A 17,746-nucleotide genomic window follows, 5' to 3' on the forward strand; every position below is an offset into this window, starting at 1 on the left:
GAAACGATGTGAGGGAAGTGCATCATCCTGATGTGCAGACTGAATATCATTAATGGAGGTTGACCGTGAGTCTCAATCTGAATGACAAAAAAGCCGTCGTCGCTGAAGTCTCTGCAAAAGTAGCAACTGCTCAGACTATCGTCGTGGCTGAATATCGTGGCATCCAGGTCGGTCATTTGACGCAATTGCGTGCTAGCGCGCGTGCTCAGGGCGTATACATGCGCGTGTTGAAAAACACACTCGCACGTCGCGCTGTTGAGGGAACTGCATTTGCCAGCCTCGCTTCTGAAATGACAGGTCCACTGATCTATGCGATCTCGGACGATGCTGTTGCTGCTGCTAAAGTTGTTCAAGACTTTGCAAAAGGCAATGACAAACTGGTTATCAAAGCGGGTAACTATGCAGGCAAATCGCTGGATAAAGCTGGCGTTGTTGCATTGGCAAGCATCCCAAGCCGCGAGGTCTTGTTGGCGCAAGTCGTAGGTATGATGCAGGCTCCTGTATCTGCTTTCGCACGTGCTCTGGCAGCCGTGGCAGCAAAGAAAGAAGCAGAAGCTGCTTAATGCAGTGAAGTTTCCGTCAAATACCGTATCAATGTAATTAATTAATTGGAGTTTCAAATGGCAATTAGCAAAGACGATATCCTGGAAGCCGTAGGCGCGATGTCCGTAATGGACCTGAACGATCTGGTAAAAGCTTTCGAAGAAAAATTTGGTGTGTCCGCTGCTGCAGTTGCAGCTGGTCCAGCTGCTGCCGGCGGTGGCGGCGGTGCAGCTGCTGAAGAACAAACAGAATTCAACGTAATTCTGGCTGACGTTGGCGCAAACAAAGTTGGCGTCATTAAAGCAGTTCGCGAAATCACAGGTCTGGGCTTGAAAGAAGCTAAAGATCTGGTTGATGGCGCACCAAAAGCAGTTAAAGAAGGTGTTGCTAAAGCTGACGCTGAAGCTGCTAAGAAAAAGCTTGAAGAAGCTGGCGCTAAAGTCGAAGTTAAGTAATACAGTATTAAGGCAAATCTCCGGATTTGCCGAAGTCAAAGGCAGGAATCCTCTTGAAAGAGAGGGTTCCTCTTTGGCTTCTTTGTCGTTCAGGGTTGTTTAGCTGTTTATTAAGACCGAGGGCTGAGACTTGAGGTTTTTTGTCGCAGAGTTGAATGAATTTTGTGACAGGAATCCTGAATTCTCCATCCTTCCTTGTCACTCACGGAGTGTCCATGCACTACTCATTTACTGAGAAGAAGCGTATTCGTAAATCTTTTGCGAAGCGCGCCAACGTCCACAACGTTCCGTTCTTATTGGCGACTCAAATCGAGTCGTATCAAAGCTTTTTACAAGAAGACAGAACAGCGGCAAACCGTAAAAATGAGGGCCTGCAGTCTGCCTTCACTTCGATTTTTCCTATCGTTTCACACAATGGATTCGCTCGTCTTGAATTCTTGTCCTATGTTTTAGGTGATCCGGCTTTTGACGTCAAGGAATGTCAATTGCGTGGTCTGACCTATGCTTCCCCACTGCGCGCAAAAGTGCGTCTGGTGATCCTGGATAAAGAGTCTCCGACCAAGCCTGTCGTTAAAGAAATGAAAGAACAGGAAGTCTACATGGGCGAATTGCCTCTGATGACGACGACAGGTTCTTTTGTCATTAACGGTACCGAGCGTGTGATCGTTTCCCAGTTGCATCGTTCTCCGGGTGTGTTCTTTGAACATGACCGCGGCAAAACGCATTCTTCCGGTAAATTGTTGTTCTCTGCGCGTATCATTCCTTACCGTGGCTCGTGGCTGGATTTCGAGTTTGATCCGAAGGATATCCTGTTCTTCCGTATTGACCGCCGTCGTAAGATGCCTGTCACTATTTTGCTGCGTGCTATCGGCATGAGCAACGAACAGATTCTGGCGAACTTCTTCGTTTTTGATAACTTCAATCTGCATGCTGACGGCGCAGAGATGGAATTTGTCGCTGAACGTTTGCGTGGCGAGGTCGCCCGTTTTGATATTACGGATAAATCCGGCAAAGTCATCGTTGCGAAAGACAAGCGTATTAATGCCAAGCATGTGCGTGAAATCGAGGCAGGCGGAATCAAACATATTTCCGTGCCAGAAGACTATCTGCTCGGCCGTGTATTAGCGAAAAATATCATCGACGCTGATACCGGTGAAGTGATCGCGAATGCGAATGATGAGTTAACAGAAGAGTTGCTGACTCGCTTACGCGAAGCGCGCGTGACAGATATTCAGACGCTGTACACGAATGACCTTGATCAGGGTGCATACATTTCTCAGACTTTGCGTACTGATGATACATCTGATCAGATGGCAGCCCGCGTCGCGATCTATCGTATGATGCGTCCTGGCGAACCACCGACAGAAGATTCTGTCGAAGCATTGTTCAATGGTCTGTTCTACAGCGAAGAACGTTACGATCTGTCTGCGGTCGGCCGTATGAAGTTTAATCGTCGCATTGGTCGTGATGAGCTGACCGGTCCGATGACTTTGTCGAACGAAGACATACTGGCTGTAATTAAAATTTTGGTAGAGCTGCGCAATGGCCGCGGTGAAGTCGATGATATCGATCACTTGGGTAACCGTCGTGTTCGTTGCGTCGGTGAGCTGGCTGAGAATCAGTTCCGTGCCGGTCTGGTGCGTGTTGAACGTGCAGTCAAAGAGCGTCTGGGTCAAGCAGAAGCCGACAACCTGATGCCGCATGACCTGATTAACTCCAAACCTATCTCTGCAGCGATTCGTGAGTTCTTCGGTTCATCACAATTGTCCCAGTTTATGGATCAGACCAACCCATTGTCAGAAATCACGCATAAGCGTCGTATTTCCGCTCTGGGACCCGGTGGTCTGACACGTGAGCGCGCCGGCTTTGAAGTCCGCGACGTGCATCCAACCCACTACGGTCGTGTTTGCCCGATTGAAACTCCTGAGGGACCAAACATTGGTCTGATCAACTCGCTGGCTCTGTATGCGCGTCTGAACGAATACGGTTTCCTGGAAACACCATACCGCAAAGTGGTTGACAGCAAAATTACCAATCAGATCGATTACCTGTCCGCGATTGAAGAGGGTCGTTACATCATCGCTCAGGCGAATGCGACGATCGATGGCGAAGGCAAACTGATTGATGAACTGGTGTCCGCACGTGAAGCTGGCGAAACTATCCTGGTATCCCCGGAACGTATCCAGTACATGGACGTGGCAACTGGTCAGGTCGTTTCTGTTGCGGCATCGCTGATTCCGTTCCTCGAACACGATGATGCGAACCGTGCGTTGATGGGTGCCAACATGCAACGTCAGGCGGTTCCTTGCTTGCGTCCGGAAAAAGCATTTGTCGGTACAGGTATTGAACGTACTGTTGCAGTTGACTCCGGTACGACAGTACAGGCATTGCGTGGCGGTAAAGTTGATTACATCGACGCGGGCCGTATCGTTATTCGTGTGAATGATGCTGAAGCACAGGCTGGTGAAGTCGGTGTGGATATTTACAACCTCATCAAATACACACGTTCTAACCAGAATACCAATATCAACCAACGTCCTATCGTGAAGGTTGGTGATGTGGTTGCAAAAGGTGACGTACTTGCTGACGGCGCATCGACAGATATGGGTGAGCTGGCTCTTGGTCAGAACATGCTGGTCGCGTTCATGCCATGGAACGGTTATAACTTCGAAGATTCGATTCTGATCTCTGAAAAAGTAGTGGCTGATGACCGCTACACGTCAATTCATATCGAAGAATTGTCCGTGGTTGCGCGTGATACCAAATTGGGTGCTGAAGAAATCACACGCGATATTTCGAATCTGGCTGAAAACCAACTGGCTCGTCTGGATGAGTCCGGTATTGTCTACATCGGCGCTGAAGTCACCGCCGGTGATACTCTGGTCGGTAAAGTGACACCAAAAGGTGAAACTCAGCTGACTCCGGAAGAAAAACTGCTGCGCGCGATTTTCGGTGAAAAGGCGTCCGACGTAAAAGATACGTCTTTGCGCGTACCGTCCGGCATGGTTGGTACGGTCATCGACGTGCAAGTGTTCACTCGCGAAGGTATCCAGCGCGACAAACGTGCTCAACAGATTATCGACGATGAACTGAAGCGTTATCGTCTCGATCTGAACGATCAGCTGCGTATTGTTGAAGGCGATGCATTTGAGCGTCTGGAACGTATGCTCGACGGTAAGATTGCTGACGGTGGCCCGGCTAAACTGGCTAAAGGCAGCAAGATCACCAGAGAATATCTGGCAAGCATAGACAAATACCACTGGTTTGATATTCGTCTGGCATCCGATGAAGCCGCGAATGCGCTGGTTGCGATCAAAGATTCTATCGCTGAAAAGCGTCACCAGTTTGATCTGGCTTTCGAAGAAAAACGTACCAAACTGACACAGGGCGATGAATTGCCACCGGGCGTTCAGAAGATGGTTAAAGTTTACCTTGCCGTCAAACGCCGTCTGCAACCAGGTGACAAGATGGCTGGTCGTCACGGTAACAAGGGTGTGGTTTCCCGTATCGTGCCTATTGAAGATATGCCATACATGGCCGACGGTACACCGGCAGACATCGTGTTGAACCCATTGGGTGTTCCTTCCCGTATGAACGTTGGTCAGGTTCTGGAAGTACATCTGGGCTGGGCAGCTAAAGGTCTGGGTCTGCGTATCGGTGAAATGCTGAAGGCAAAAGCCAAAGTCGAGGAACTGCGTGAATTCCTGAAAAAGATTTACAACGAATCCGGTAAGACCGAAGATCTGGACAGCTTCACTGATACAGAAATTCTCGAACTGACGAATAACCTGAAAAATGGTGTTCCGTTTGCAACGCCGGTGTTTGACGGTGCAGATGAAGAAGAGATCCGTCGTATGCTGGATCTGGCTTTCCCTGACCATATCGCGCAGCATCTCGGTATGACACCATCAAAGAATCAGGTGACGTTGTATGATGGCCGCACCGGTGAAGCATTCGAACGTAAAGTCACACTGGGTTACATGCACATGCTGAAACTGCATCATCTGGTTGATGATAAAATGCATGCCCGTTCGACTGGTCCTTACTCTCTGGTTACTCAACAACCATTGGGCGGTAAAGCACAGTTCGGTGGTCAGCGTTTCGGTGAGATGGAGGTTTGGGCTCTCGAAGCGTACGGCGCGTCTTACGTCTTGCAAGAGATGCTGACCGTCAAGTCCGATGACGTGAATGGACGTACCAAAGTGTACGAAAATCTCGTTAAAGGCGATCACGTTATCGACGCCGGTATGCCGGAATCGTTCAACGTACTGGTCAAAGAGATCCGCTCTCTGGGTATCGATATCGATCTCGAACGCGATTAATTGTAATTAAGTAGTAAAACCATCGCCCGAACGAGTTTCGGGCGTTGGTCATTAAGCTGGCCAGCAGTTTAGAAGCGAGTTCGTTCCCGGTATGAGCGGAACCAGTGTCGTCAGACCTGGCTCTCCCGCTGATGCGAACAGGGTCAGGCGAAACCTTCTGTTGCAGCACCATTCAGCCACCAAGCGTGAATTTCAAAATGAATTGCGCGCTTTAATGGAGTGATATACATGAAAGCCCTGCTCGATCTATTCAAGCAAGTCCAACCTAACGAACAATTCGACGCGATCAAAATTGGTCTGGCGTCTCCTGAAAAAATTCGTTCCTGGTCCTACGGTGAAGTTAAAAAGCCGGAAACGATCAACTATCGTACTTTCAAACCTGAGCGTGACGGTCTGTTCTGCGCCAAAATTTTCGGACCGATCAAAGATTACGAATGCCTGTGCGGTAAATACAAACGCCTGAAGCACCGTGGCGTGATTTGCGAAAAGTGCGGCGTCGAAGTCACACTGGCGAAAGTACGCCGCGAACGTATGGGTCACATTGAGCTGGCATCGCCAACAGCGCATATCTGGTTCCTGAAATCCCTGCCATCCCGTCTGGGTATGGTGCTCGACATGACATTGCGCGATATTGAACGCGTTTTGTATTTTGAAGCATACGTTGTGACCGATCCAGGCATGACGCCGCTGAAAAAATGCCAGATCATGTCGGAAGACGACTACGCTGCTAAATACGAAGAGTACGGTGATGAATTCACCGCGTTTATGGGTGCAGAAGGCATCCGTGAACTGCTGCGTTCTATCGATATCGATCGTGACGCTGAAACTTTGCGTGTAGAACTCAAAGAGTCCAAATCCGAAGCGAAGATCAAGAAATATGCGAAACGTCTGAAAGTGCTGGAAGCGTTCCAACGCTCCGGCATCAAGCCAGACTGGATGATTATGGAAGTGTTGCCAGTGTTGCCGCCAGAGTTGCGCCCATTGGTACCACTGGATGGTGGTCGTTTTGCGACTTCCGATCTGAATGATCTGTATCGCCGCGTCATCAATCGTAATAACCGTTTGAAGCGCCTGATGGAATTGCGCGCTCCGGAAATCATTACGCGTAACGAAAAGCGGATGTTGCAAGAAGCGGTCGATTCATTGTTAGACAATGGTCGTCGTGGTAAAGCAATGACTGGTGCGAACAAGCGTCCATTGAAATCTCTGGCTGAGATGATCAAAGGTAAAGGCGGTCGTTTCCGTCAGAACTTGCTGGGTAAGCGCGTCGATTACTCTGGTCGTTCCGTTATCGTGGTTGGTCCGCAACTGAAATTGCATCAATGCGGTCTGCCAAAATTGATGGCCCTGGAACTGTTCAAACCTTTCATTTTCAATAAACTGGAATTGATGGGTCTGGCAACAACGATCAAGGCAGCGAAGAAACTGGTTGAAATTCAAGAGCCAGTCGTCTGGGATATCCTGGAAGAAGTGATCCGCGAACATCCGATTATGCTGAACCGTGCGCCAACTTTGCACCGTTTGGGTATTCAGGCGTTTGAACCAGTCTTGATCGAAGGTAAAGCGATCCAGTTGCACCCACTCGTCTGCGCGGCTTTCAATGCCGACTTCGACGGTGACCAGATGGCGGTTCACGTTCCTCTGTCTATCGAAGCGCAGATGGAAGCCCGTACGCTGATGCTGGCGTCTAACAATATTCTGTTCCCGTCTAACGGCGAACCGTCTATCGTGCCTTCTCAGGATATCGTGTTGGGTCTGTACTACGCATCGCGCGAAGCCATTAACGGCAAAGGCGAAGGCATGATGTTCCCTGATGTTTCAGAAGCGATCCGCGCCTGGGACAATAAGGAAGTCGAGCTGGCGACACGCGTGACGGTCCGTATTACGGAATATCCGAAAGATCCGGCAACTGGTGAATTCGTTAAAACGATCAAACGTTACGAAACTACCGTTGGTCGCGCCATTTTGTCAGAAATTCTGCCAAAAGGTCTGCCATTCACGGTACTGAACCGTCCGCTGAAGAAAAAAGAAATTTCCAAACTGATTGATACATCTTTCCGTAAGTGCGGTCTGCGCGCGACGGTTGTGTTTGCCGATCAGCTGATGCAAATGGGTTTCCGTCTCGCGACACGCGCTGGTATTTCCATCTGTATCGACGATATGTTGGTACCACCACAAAAAGTGACCTTGCTTGCAGCGGCTGAGCAGGAAGTCAAACAGATCGAGCAGCAATACGCATCCGGTCTGGTGACTGCGGGTGAACGTTACAACAAAGTGGTTGATATCTGGGGTAAGACCGGTGATGAAGTCGGTAAGGCGATGATGGAACAACTGAAAGTTGAACCAGTCACCCGCCGTGACGGCACTGTTGGTACGCAAGAATCGTTCAATGCGATTTACATGATGGCCGACTCCGGTGCGCGCGGTTCTGCAGCACAGATCCGTCAGCTTGCGGGTATGCGTGGTCTGATGGCGAAACCGGATGGCTCGATTATCGAAACACCGATTACCGCGAACTTCCGCGAAGGTCTGAACGTTCTGCAGTACTTTATTTCCACGCACGGTGCGCGTAAAGGTCTGGCCGATACGGCGTTGAAGACAGCGAACTCCGGTTACCTGACTCGTCGTCTGGTTGACGTTACCCAGGATCTGGTTGTGGTTGAAGACGATTGCGGTACAAGCAACGGCTCTTCCATGAAAGCGCTGGTCGAAGGCGGTGAAGTGAACGTTCCTCTGCGTGATCTGATTCTGGGTCGTGTCTGCTCTAACGACATCGTCAATCCTGAAACTCAGGAGACATTGTACGCAGCGGGCACTCTGCTGGATGAGGTTGCCGTAGAACGTATCGAAGCACTGGGCATTGATGAGGTGAAAGTCCGTACGCCATTGACATGTGACACACGTTACGGTCTGTGCGCGATGTGTTACGGCCGTGATCTGGGCCGCGGTATGATGGTCAATGCCGGTGAAGCTGTCGGTGTTATCGCTGCGCAGTCTATCGGTGAACCAGGTACACAGCTGACGATGCGTACGTTCCACATCGGTGGTGCGGCGTCGCGTGCTGCAGTGGCATCTTCTGTTGAGGCGAAATCCAACGGTACTATCCGTTTCACAGCAACGATGCGTTATGTAACGAATGGCAAAGGCGACCAGATCGTTATTTCCCGTTCCGGCGAAGTGCTGATTACGGATGATCATGGCCGTGAACGTGAACGTCATAAAGTACCTTACGGCGCGACGCTGATTGTGAAAGACGGCATGGTGATCAAGGCAGGTACTGCACTGGCAACATGGGATCCGCTGACACGTCCTATCATCACCGAATACACAGGTACCGTGAAATTCGAAAACGTCGAAGAAGGCGTGACTGTTGCGAAACAGGTTGATGAAGTGACCGGCTTGTCCACACTGGTAGCGATTGACGCGAAACGTCGCGGTGGTGCGGGTGGCAAAACACTGCGTCCACAAGTCAAATTGCTGAACGAGCAAGGTGAAGAGGTCAAGATCTCCGGTACAGAACACGCTGTAACGATCGGTTTCCAGGTTGGCGCGCTGATTACAGTGAAAGACGGTCAGCAAGTACACGTTGGTGAAGTGCTGGCGCGTATTCCGACTGAATCGCAAAAAACCCGTGATATTACCGGTGGTCTGCCACGTGTTGCGGAACTGTTCGAAGCCCGTTCTCCGAAAGATGCCGGTATGCTGGCAGAAGTGACAGGTACGGTTGCGTTTGGTAAAGAAACCAAAGGTAAACAACGTCTGGAAATCACCGACATGGACGGTCAGAAACATGAGTTCCTGATCACCAAAGATAAACAGGTTCTGGTGCATGATGGCCAGGTGGTGAACAAGGGTGAAATGATTGTGGACGGCCCGGCTGACCCGCAAGACATCCTGCGCCTGTTGGGTATCGAAGCGCTGGCACGTTATATCGTTGACGAAGTGCAGGACGTCTACCGCTTGCAGGGCGTTAAGATCAATGACAAGCACATTGAAGTGATCGTGCGTCAGATGCTGCGCCGTGTTGTGGTTGTGAACCCTGGCGATACTAACTACATCGTTGGTGAACAAGTTGAACGTTCTGACTTGCTCGGTGAAAATGATCGTGTGGTCGCTGCTGGCGGTATTCCTGCAACGTATGAAAATATTTTGCTGGGTATTACCAAAGCGTCTCTGTCGACCGATTCCTTCATCTCGGCAGCGTCCTTCCAGGAAACAACCCGCGTTCTGACAGAAGCAGCGATCATGGGCAAGAAAGATACCCTGCGCGGCCTGAAAGAAAACGTGATCGTTGGTCGTCTGATTCCTGCTGGTACCGGTCTGGCATTCCACCGTGCCCGCAAGTTGAAAGAAACCTGGGAAGCGGATGAACGTCATGCCCTGTTGGAAGCAGAAAAAGCGGCTTTTGCTCCTGCTCCTGAAGCAACAACGGATGTGCACGAAGGCGACGCGTAAGCGTAGCTGAAAGAACAAAAACGGCACCGAAGCTTAGTCTCCGGTGCCGTTTTTTTATAGAGAATCAGATATCGCACAGTTTACCGCTGTGCTGATAATCAGATGTCACTGCAATGCTTCAGAGATGATGTGTTGACCCGGTCACGCATCTACATCTACATCTGAATTGAAATGACGAAACGTATCTATGTCCGATCCATGTTTTATCCCAGCGCTGACAGCTTATCGCGCTGATGAAGTTACGGTGAATATCACCGCGGAACAGATACGCACTATGTGCGATGCATCTGGCATGCTGGCAGCGATCGAAGTGGTGGCTGAGACCGGTTCGACGAATGCAGATCTGTTATCCAGACTGAATGAACTGACCCGGCCGCTGTTGCGCGTGGCCTTGCATCAGACTGCGGGGCGGGGGCGTGCAGGTCGCAGCTGGCAGTCGGTACCCGGTGGCATGCTGATGTTTTCACTGGCGTGGCCCATGGCGCGGGCGGCACATGAACTGATGGGTTTTCCATTGGCCGTCGGTGTTGCGATCGCTGAAGTACTGCATGCGCTGGATCTGCCGGTGCAACTGAAGTGGCCGAATGATATCTTGCGTGATGGGAAAAAGCTTGCCGGTGTGCTGATAGAAAGTGCTGCGAACAAGGAGGGCGGCACCTGGATTGTCGCCGGCATTGGTCTGAATCTGCAACTACCGGACACATTCGAAGCCAGTCTGGGACGCACCGTTGCTGATGCGCCGTGGCTTGCCAGGATGGATAGAAATGTCCTGCTCGCACGCTTGCTGAACGCTCTCGCAAAAGCGTTCGGGCAATTTGACCAATATGGTTTTTCTGCGTTTCAGGTGCGCTGGAATACGCTGCATGCATACGCGAATCAGGAAGTGCAGATCCTCGATCATGGCCAGATATTGCAGCAGGGTATCGCGACTGGCGTCGATGTCAGCGGTCGTTTGTTATTGCAGACGCCTGCCGGGCAAATACCTGTTCTGGCTGGAGATGTTTCGCTGAGACCGGCTGCTACGGACTGATTTCCGCGCAGTGACTGTACAAAAAAGAAAGAAGAAGACCTATGTTATTACTGATTGATGCCGGCAATACCCGCATCAAATGGGGGGTTCCGCAACTGGCGACAGCATTGACTAATGCCTTGCCCGACTGGCAGCAAGTGGACTCTGTCACACACGCAGAAATTGCGACTCTGGGAGAGCGCTGGAAACAATATCCGGTCACCCGGGTGTTGATTTCGAATGTCGCCGGTGAAGCAGTGAAAGCGCAGCTCAGCGATATCTTAGCGCGTATTTTTCCAGCACTGCAGCCTTACTGGCTGACGTCGCAGGCGCAACTGGCTGGCCTGAAAAATCAATATCGCCAGCCACAGCGGCTCGGTTGTGATCGTTTTGCATCGGCGATTGCTGCGCATTACTTGTATCCGCAGCAGAATCTGATTGTGGCTACCTGCGGTACAGCAACGACAGTCGATGCGGTCAGCGCGGACGGGGTGTTTACCGGCGGCATGATTTTGCCGGGCCTGAAACTGATGGCGGAGTCGCTGGCACGTAATACCGCACAATTGCCACAGGTCGCAGAAAGTATCGGGGTCAATCAGCTGTTTGCGGACAATACCGATCAGGCGATTGTCAGCGGTTGCATACATGCGCAGACGGGTGCGATCACACTGGCTTATCAAGCCTTTGCCGCGGAACAGAAAACGGCAGTAACCTGTCTGATCTCCGGCGGTGCAGCGCCTTATCTGTTACCGCATCTGAGCTTTGATTCCCGGCATATCGCCAATCTTGTCTTGACTGGCTTGTACGTCGTGGCACAATCGAGCCCGGACTGAATTCATTTATTTATCATCATGCTGCGATTTTTTTTCTGGAGTTTGCTGGTCTTGAACGCATTTGTGCTAGCGTTTAATCTGGGCTGGCTGGGATCCTGGTCGTTGGATACGCGCGAGCCGGAGCGTATGAAAAAACAGTATCATGTTGATGAACTGGTACAGATTTCCGCAAGTGCTGCAATGACTGCAGCAGAGCCACCGGTGCCAGAAAAAAAAACTGACATCATCGCTTGTCTCGAAATTGGTAATTTCCCTCAGACTGAGGCCCCGAAGATAGAAGAAAAATTAAAAACACTGGCATTGGGTGACAGGCAGTCACGACTGAATGTCAGTGATGTCGGTACTCACATGGTCTATATTCCTTCGCAGGGCAGTAAGGAAGGTGCCGATAAAAAAGTGGGGGAATTACGTCGTATCGGCGTGACTGATTTTTTTGTCATTCAGGAGCAGGGAAGCTTGCACTGGGGCATTTCACTCGGTATTTTCAAGACAGAAGAAGCGGCAAAACAGCACCTCGCGAATCTCAATAATAAAGGCGTGCGCACTGCCCGTATCATGCCGCGTTCGGTAACGACGAGCAAATTTGCCTATCAGTTACGGGCTCTGACCGGAGAAGAGAAAAGCCGGTTTGATGCGATCAAGGCACAATTCCCGGCGCAGGAAACCCGCAATTGCCAGAACACTGCGTACAGCAAAAGCTGAACATTATCTGGATTCTGAGATAGCCGAAGTCACCAGATCAAGCGCCCCTTGTGGCGCTTTTTTTCTTGCTGCTAAAAATCTGACACTCTGTTCTCATGAAATGAGAATACCTGCTTGATATTCCGGAGTCTGCTGTTAGCATGGCAGAGCTTATGTTGAAACGTCTGCAATGAATCAGCGATGAATAATTTATCTTCCTCTGCTCCTGTATCCGCTGTCGTTAGCGGGAGTGATGTGCCATCCGGAGAACGTGTACTGCAGGTGCTGGCTTGCGTTGCACGCGCAGGGCAGGCTGTTACTGCCCGGGAATTGGTGGCACAGACCGGCATACCGCTGAGCAGTTTGTACCGGCACATTGCTCTCCTCAAAAAATGGGGACTGCTGCAGGAACATGCGAACAGCGGACAGAGAGCCCAGAACGGATTATATGAACCCGGCCCGATGGCGGTGCAGCTTGTGTGGGGCTTTGATCAGCATTCGTTCCTGATGCAGCAGTCGCGCGAAGAAATGCAGCAATTGCTGGAGCGTTCCGGTGAGAGCGTAGGCTTACTGATTTATCTGCATGGGCAGGTAATTTGTCTCGATATGCTGGAAAGCCCGCAGGCTTTACGCTGTTCGTTCACGCGTGGCAGTACAGGGCCGACGGCGCGCGGCGCATCGGCTAAAGCCTTATTAGCCAGCTTGCCGCCGGCCGTGCTGGATGCCGAACTGGCTGCTCAGCAATTAGATGAGGCCAGCGTGGCTGAGCTGAAACAACAACTGCAAGAGATCGCCCGGCAAGGATATGCGGTCAGTCAGGATGAAGTTGACCTTGGCGTCTGGGGCGTCAGCGTGCCGGTCATGTCGGCAACGGCCAAGGCCGAGGCGACCCTGTCACTGATGGCACCGACCAGCCGCGCCCTGCCGCGTAGCAATGAATTGATACGGCTGACGCAGGCGGCTGCGGCCAAGATCAGTCAGCGTCTGCGACTCGAAAGCCGCCTCTGAATCTGAACAAACTATATCGACAGTGCCCTTGCCATCGCTAACATTATTTCTATCGTCTTAGCCATTTTTGAAAGCGTCCCATGTATCCCGCATTCCATTTTCAACAAGGCCGCGTGCCCTTACTGATTTCCATGCCGCATGTGGGAACGACGATACCGGCCGACATCGCCGCGCAGATGCTGCCCGTGGCGCAAGAGAAAGCTGATACCGACTGGCATTTGCCTTTGCTGTACAACATGGCGCAAGAGCTCGGTGCATCAACGCTGATCGCGGAATATTCTCGTTACGTGATCGATCTGAACCGCGCACCGGATAATGCCAATCTGTATCCGGGGCAGGATACGACTGGTCTGTGTCCGGTGGATACGTTTTCCAAACAGCCTTTGTATCTGGCGGACCAGCTGCCGACGGAGAGGGAAATTCAGCGGCGCATCAGCGCATACTGGCAACCATATCACCAGCAATTGCAGGCGGAACTTGCGCGTTTGCGGCGACAGTACGGCAGAGCGGTGTTGTGGGATGCGCATTCGATTGCATCGGTCGTGCCGCGCTTTTTTGATGGCACATTACCTGATCTGAATTTTGGTACTGCCGATCAGAAATCCTGTGCGGCGGCACTGCAACAAAGGCTGGCCGATTGTCTGCAATCAGCAGGCGATGCACAAAGCTACAGCCATGTATTCAATGGTCGCTTCAAAGGTGGCTACATCACGCGGCAGTATGGTCAGCCAGCACAGAACATACACGCGGTGCAACTGGAAATGAGCCAGCGCGTATATATGAACGAAGCGGCGCCGTATGCGTATCGCCCCGATCTGGCGCAGCAGGTGCAAGGGCTGCTGAGGCAATTACTGCAGCAGTGCATAGACTGGGCGAATGAAACGGAGGCGGCATGACGACGCTGTTTGCGCACAACGCGTTTTTGCCGCAAGGCTGGGCAAAGAATATCCGCCTGCAGTGGGATGCGCAGGGCGATATTCAAAGCATAGAAAATGATGTCACCGTCAGACCCGGTGAGCCGCAGGCGACTTACGTTTTACCGGGCATGTGCAATCTGCATTCCCACGCATTCCAGCGCGCGATGGCGGGTATGACTGAAATCGCGGGCGACAGCAAAGACAGTTTCTGGACCTGGCGCGATCTCATGTATCGCTACGCGCTGCACATCACGCCGGAGCAGATACAGGCAATTGCCGCACAACTGTATGCCGAATGTCTGCGCCACGGTTATACCGCAGTGTGTGAATTCCATTATCTGCATCGCGACCCTGCAGGCAAGATGTATGAGCATCCAGCGGAAATGGCGCAACGCCTGATCGCTGCTGCCAAGCAGAGTGGCATAGGCATGACCATGCTGCCGGTGCTATACAGCTATGCCGATTTCAACGCGACGCCGCTGCGTGATGATCAACGTCGCTTTGCAACGAGTGTCGATGACATACTGCTGCTGGTACAAAATCTGGAAGCCAGCCGCAGTCATCAGGTGGAAGTTGGCGTGGCGCCGCATTCACTGCGCGCGGTCAGCATAGGCCAGATACGCGAGCTGCAACTGGCGCTGCCTGCCGGGCGGCCCGTGCATATCCATATCGCTGAGCAGATCAAAGAAGTCGAGGCATGTCTTGCTGCCAGCGGCCAGCGCCCGGTTGAATTGTTGCTCGATAGCGGTCTCGTCGATCAGCGCTGGTGCCTCGTGCATGCCACGCATCTGACGCCTGTTGAAGTGTCAGGCATTGCAAACAGTAGCGCCGTGGCCGGCATTTGCCCGACCACCGAAGCGAATCTGGGTGATGGCTTTTTCGATTTGCCGGATTACATCGCCGCCGGTGGACGTTTTGGTATCGGCAGCGACAGCCATGTTTCGCACAGCGTGGTCGAAGAATTGCGCTGGCTGGAATACGGTCAGCGTCTGCGTTTGCAAGGCCGCAATATTGCCGGCAATGCACAGCAAAAAAAGGTCGGTGATTTTCTGTGGCAGTCCGCGCTGCGGGGCGGCGCGCAAGCCAGCGGGCGCAGGCTGGGCAAACTTGCCCCCGGTTATCGTGCCGACTTCATTGTGCTGGACGATGCGCATCCGAATCTGGCCGGAATTTCCAGCAGCGATGTCCTCAATACCTGGATCTTTGCCGGTAACGATACGCTGGTGCGCGACGTTTATGTTGGTGGAAAACAAGTCGTCAGTAATGGCCGCCACTGCCAGCAAGCGCAGATAGAAAGCGCCTATGTCGACTGCATGCGCGAGTTGCGCAAGCTGTGATTTGGTATTTTCCGCGGTTTGAAGCGAAAAATATACTGGGGGGAGTATTTTTAAACCTCCTTATTTTCTGCTGAGATTAAGGCGATTTTTGTGCATACTCCCCTATTTTCAGAAAATAAATAAGGTCAGCGTGCAACCACTATGCCATTATTTTCCAGGGAAAATATCCTTGGCGGCAGGCGTTTGCTCCAGTACCAGACGCATTGTTTATGCCAGTAAAGCGGAATCCGGGCGCAGCGGTTCAGGTGTCCCGATAGCCCGAAATCCCTCGCGGAGGTAAAGTCGCATTGCGGCGCTGTCACCGCATGTCACCCCTAATTGAACCAGCTTGGCGCACCTTGATCTCGCCCAGAGAATTGCTGCTCTGAGCAGCTCCGTGGCAACACCTTGTCCGCGATATTCCGGTGCTACCCACATCTGAAAAATATGGACGATGGAGGTATCAGTGGCATCCTCTTTCACCCACAGCAAGCCAGCAAATTCATTACTAACGTCCGGAATTTCCGCTACTAACGGGTGATCTTTGCCTGAGCTTGTTGCCAGCAAGAGCCGTGTTGCCCACGCTTCGTCAGACCTGTCTTTTTCTGCTGCAAAGGTGCTGCCAAAGGCATTTGGAGAGTCAACAAGAGAACGCAGTCTGGTTTGCCGGTATTGTTGCCATTCGTCTGCTGTTAAATTCCGTACGGTGATAGATGCGGGCGAGGATGTCATTGGCTGATGTCAAAAAAAGGAAGCGTCATTGGCAGGATCGTCACAGAAAAAGTTGTGCAGGCAGAGGGAAATACTTTGCTGCCAGATACCAGTAATCTGATGGCAGGCAGTGCAGCCGAACTAAGGAAAAGTCCGGTAAATGAAGCCGCTGCCGGCTCACCTGTGACTCACTTGTTTCTTTGTTAAAGCTAAATATACTCCCTCCGGGTATTTTCAGACACCCTTATTTCATCGCGAGATAACAGTGAAAATCGCGGATACTCCCCTTATTTTTATAAAAAGGAATATGAATACCGGCTGCATTTGAAATGTCATGGCGACTGGAATACGCCGCGTACGAGTTGGGAAAAAGCCGATCATCTGCTACAGATCAGCGCGCGGATGTCATGCGTCATGGTGGGGTAAGACGATGTCAGCGCCGACATATCTGGCTGACCTCAGCGACCTTTTCCATAACTCTCTATAATCGGCGGCAGCTGCACTGTTGCCCTCTTGTTTCCGGACTGACTCTTGATGATGAAAGTGTTTGATTATTATGATGATTCGTTTAATTTATGCCAGCCGCGCGGTGAATCTTGGCCCAGCAGACGTGAAAGATATCTTGTCCAGTTCGCGGAAAAATAATCAGCAACTGGCCATTACCGGAGCGCTGAGTTTATCGAACGGCATCTTTCTGCAATGCCTTGAAGGCGAGCGTTCTGCAGTCAATGCGCTTTACCATCATATTCTCAAAGACAAGCGTCACACCCGGCCCGAAATACTGGTGCTCGAAGAGATCACACAACGCCAGTTCACCAGCTGGAATATGGGACTCATTGCTGCAACAGCTGAGAACTCGGCCATCTTCCTGAAGTATTCACCGACCTCTGAATTTGATCCTTTCCTGCTCCCCGCGCCGGCGCTGAAGGAATTTTTTACCGAGGTCATCAGTAACGCCAGGCTGTTAAGCTGAGGTTCTGCCAGCCTTCACGCTGAGCGGTGTTGTCCAGCCTGTGATGCGCACTGTCACACTCAGGAGCGCTCACACCACCGATGCGCGGTGAGCCTGCATTCGTTTCTGGCCTCGTAAGATACTCCCCGGAGTATTTTATGAGATCCTTATATCATCGGGACATCAGTGCGAAAATTTCACATACTCCCCGTTTTTATTGTTATTACCGGTGAACATCAGGGTTCTTGCCGCAAAGAATTCGTGTTGTTTCATCGACCATATTCTGCATTCCGTCGGTGTATTCATCATTTCGTCACAAACTCTCGCAAAACAATGAAAATTTGTTATGCTTCTTTTCTCGTTTAATAAGAGAACGATAATTTTCTTTCATAACGGGATACATGCAAAACAGCCTTGACGGTGTGATGGTGTCCGTTGTTCTGACTGCTGCGACCGGCCTCGGGCTGGTATCAGAGATCAAAGAAACAGAAGAGAAAAGTTCTGAAGTAGTGAAGCTGACCGTTTAACGACTAATGGAATAAAT

14 protein-coding genes are annotated in these 17,746 nt (G+C 51.4%); 13 read left to right on the plus strand and 1 reads right to left on the minus strand.

Annotated features, from left to right (window positions below; genetic code table 11):
* Positions 1 to 65: 65 nt before the first annotated feature.
* The 10 genes from rplJ to ACPAOP_RS14645 all read left to right on the plus strand — a co-directional run bounded on the left by rplJ (position 66) and on the right by ACPAOP_RS14645 (position 15,560).
* On the plus strand, positions 66 to 563 hold the full coding sequence (gene rplJ / locus ACPAOP_RS14600) for a 50S ribosomal protein L10 (protein ID WP_423680569.1): 498 nt from the start codon (positions 66 to 68) through the stop codon (positions 561 to 563).
* Between the two features lie 57 nt (positions 564 to 620).
* The gene (rplL, locus tag ACPAOP_RS14605; RefSeq protein ID WP_423680571.1) at positions 621 to 998 is read left to right on the plus strand and encodes a 50S ribosomal protein L7/L12; all 378 of its coding nucleotides are present in this window, start codon (positions 621 to 623) and stop codon (positions 996 to 998) included.
* A gap of 215 nt (positions 999 to 1,213) precedes the next feature.
* Entirely contained in the window at positions 1,214 to 5,320 is a 4,107-nt protein-coding gene (gene rpoB / locus ACPAOP_RS14610) for a DNA-directed RNA polymerase subunit beta (protein ID WP_423680572.1), read from the plus strand.
* A gap of 228 nt (positions 5,321 to 5,548) precedes the next feature.
* Positions 5,549 to 9,775: a DNA-directed RNA polymerase subunit beta' gene (gene rpoC, locus ACPAOP_RS14615; RefSeq protein ID WP_423680573.1), complete on the plus strand. Its 4,227-nt coding sequence runs from the start codon at positions 5,549 to 5,551 to the stop codon at positions 9,773 to 9,775.
* A 187-nt stretch (positions 9,776 to 9,962) separates the two neighbouring features.
* Positions 9,963 to 10,805 (plus strand): biotin--[acetyl-CoA-carboxylase] ligase, encoded by an 843-nt coding sequence (locus ACPAOP_RS14620; protein ID WP_423708496.1) that lies wholly within the window; start codon positions 9,963 to 9,965, stop codon positions 10,803 to 10,805.
* Positions 10,806 to 10,846: 41 nt separating this feature from the next.
* Complete coding sequence (locus ACPAOP_RS14625) at positions 10,847 to 11,617, plus strand: type III pantothenate kinase (RefSeq protein ID WP_423708497.1); 771 nt, start codon at positions 10,847 to 10,849, stop codon at positions 11,615 to 11,617.
* A gap of 18 nt (positions 11,618 to 11,635) precedes the next feature.
* Complete coding sequence (locus tag ACPAOP_RS14630; protein ID WP_423708498.1) at positions 11,636 to 12,319, plus strand: SPOR domain-containing protein; 684 nt, start codon at positions 11,636 to 11,638, stop codon at positions 12,317 to 12,319.
* A gap of 180 nt (positions 12,320 to 12,499) precedes the next feature.
* On the plus strand, positions 12,500 to 13,306 hold the full coding sequence (locus tag ACPAOP_RS14635) for an IclR family transcriptional regulator (RefSeq protein WP_423708499.1): 807 nt from the start codon (positions 12,500 to 12,502) through the stop codon (positions 13,304 to 13,306).
* A gap of 80 nt (positions 13,307 to 13,386) precedes the next feature.
* On the plus strand, positions 13,387 to 14,202 hold the full coding sequence (hutG, locus tag ACPAOP_RS14640; protein ID WP_423708500.1) for an N-formylglutamate deformylase: 816 nt from the start codon (positions 13,387 to 13,389) through the stop codon (positions 14,200 to 14,202).
* Positions 14,199 to 15,560, plus strand: a complete 1,362-nt coding sequence (locus ACPAOP_RS14645; protein ID WP_423708501.1) for a formimidoylglutamate deiminase — start codon at positions 14,199 to 14,201, stop codon at positions 15,558 to 15,560. The genes hutG and ACPAOP_RS14645 overlap by 4 nt, the downstream gene beginning before the upstream one ends.
* A 207-nt stretch (positions 15,561 to 15,767) precedes the next feature.
* On the opposite strand, the gene ACPAOP_RS14650 is transcribed toward ACPAOP_RS14645, so the two are convergent.
* The gene (locus ACPAOP_RS14650; protein ID WP_423708502.1) at positions 15,768 to 16,271 is read right to left on the minus strand and encodes a GNAT family N-acetyltransferase; all 504 of its coding nucleotides are present in this window, start codon (positions 16,269 to 16,271) and stop codon (positions 15,768 to 15,770) included.
* A gap of 6 nt (positions 16,272 to 16,277) precedes the next feature.
* Here ACPAOP_RS14650 and ACPAOP_RS14655 point away from each other — a divergent pair, with 6 nt between their 5' ends.
* From ACPAOP_RS14655 to ACPAOP_RS14665, 3 genes are all read left to right on the plus strand, one after another.
* Positions 16,278 to 16,457 carry a hypothetical protein gene (locus ACPAOP_RS14655; protein WP_423708503.1) on the plus strand — a complete coding sequence of 60 codons (180 nt, stop codon included), beginning with the start codon at positions 16,278 to 16,280 and terminating at the stop codon, positions 16,455 to 16,457.
* A gap of 349 nt (positions 16,458 to 16,806) precedes the next feature.
* Positions 16,807 to 17,223: a BLUF domain-containing protein gene (locus ACPAOP_RS14660; protein ID WP_423708504.1), complete on the plus strand. Its 417-nt coding sequence runs from the start codon at positions 16,807 to 16,809 to the stop codon at positions 17,221 to 17,223.
* A gap of 380 nt (positions 17,224 to 17,603) precedes the next feature.
* Entirely contained in the window at positions 17,604 to 17,729 is a 126-nt protein-coding gene (locus tag ACPAOP_RS14665; RefSeq protein ID WP_423680585.1) for a hypothetical protein, read from the plus strand.
* Positions 17,730 to 17,746: the final 17 nt, after the last annotated feature.

It is taken from the genome of Undibacterium sp. WLX3042 (assembly GCF_049544825.1).
Taxonomy (GTDB): domain Bacteria; phylum Pseudomonadota; class Gammaproteobacteria; order Burkholderiales; family Burkholderiaceae_D; genus Undibacterium.

Bases quoted from the DNA above. Each gene is read 5' to 3' on its own strand.
- rpoC (WP_423680573.1), top strand. From the start codon at position 5,549: ATGAAAGCCCTGCTCGATCTATTCAAGCAAGTCCAACCTAACGAACAA.
- ACPAOP_RS14625 (WP_423708497.1), top strand. From the start codon at position 10,847: ATGTTATTACTGATTGATGCCGGCAATACCCGCATCAAATGGGGGGTT.
- ACPAOP_RS14620 (WP_423708496.1), top strand. From the start codon at position 9,963: ATGTCCGATCCATGTTTTATCCCAGCGCTGACAGCTTATCGCGCTGAT.
- ACPAOP_RS14630 (WP_423708498.1), top strand. From the start codon at position 11,636: ATGCTGCGATTTTTTTTCTGGAGTTTGCTGGTCTTGAACGCATTTGTG.
- ACPAOP_RS14650 (WP_423708502.1), bottom strand. From the start codon at position 16,271: ATGACATCCTCGCCCGCATCTATCACCGTACGGAATTTAACAGCAGAC.
- hutG (WP_423708500.1), top strand. From the start codon at position 13,387: ATGTATCCCGCATTCCATTTTCAACAAGGCCGCGTGCCCTTACTGATT.
- ACPAOP_RS14665 (WP_423680585.1), top strand. From the start codon at position 17,604: ATGCAAAACAGCCTTGACGGTGTGATGGTGTCCGTTGTTCTGACTGCT.
- rplL (WP_423680571.1), top strand. From the start codon at position 621: ATGGCAATTAGCAAAGACGATATCCTGGAAGCCGTAGGCGCGATGTCC.
- rpoB (WP_423680572.1), top strand. From the start codon at position 1,214: ATGCACTACTCATTTACTGAGAAGAAGCGTATTCGTAAATCTTTTGCG.
- ACPAOP_RS14635 (WP_423708499.1), top strand. From the start codon at position 12,500: ATGAATAATTTATCTTCCTCTGCTCCTGTATCCGCTGTCGTTAGCGGG.
- ACPAOP_RS14645 (WP_423708501.1), top strand. From the start codon at position 14,199: ATGACGACGCTGTTTGCGCACAACGCGTTTTTGCCGCAAGGCTGGGCA.
- ACPAOP_RS14655 (WP_423708503.1), top strand. From the start codon at position 16,278: ATGTCAAAAAAAGGAAGCGTCATTGGCAGGATCGTCACAGAAAAAGTT.
- ACPAOP_RS14660 (WP_423708504.1), top strand. From the start codon at position 16,807: ATGATGATTCGTTTAATTTATGCCAGCCGCGCGGTGAATCTTGGCCCA.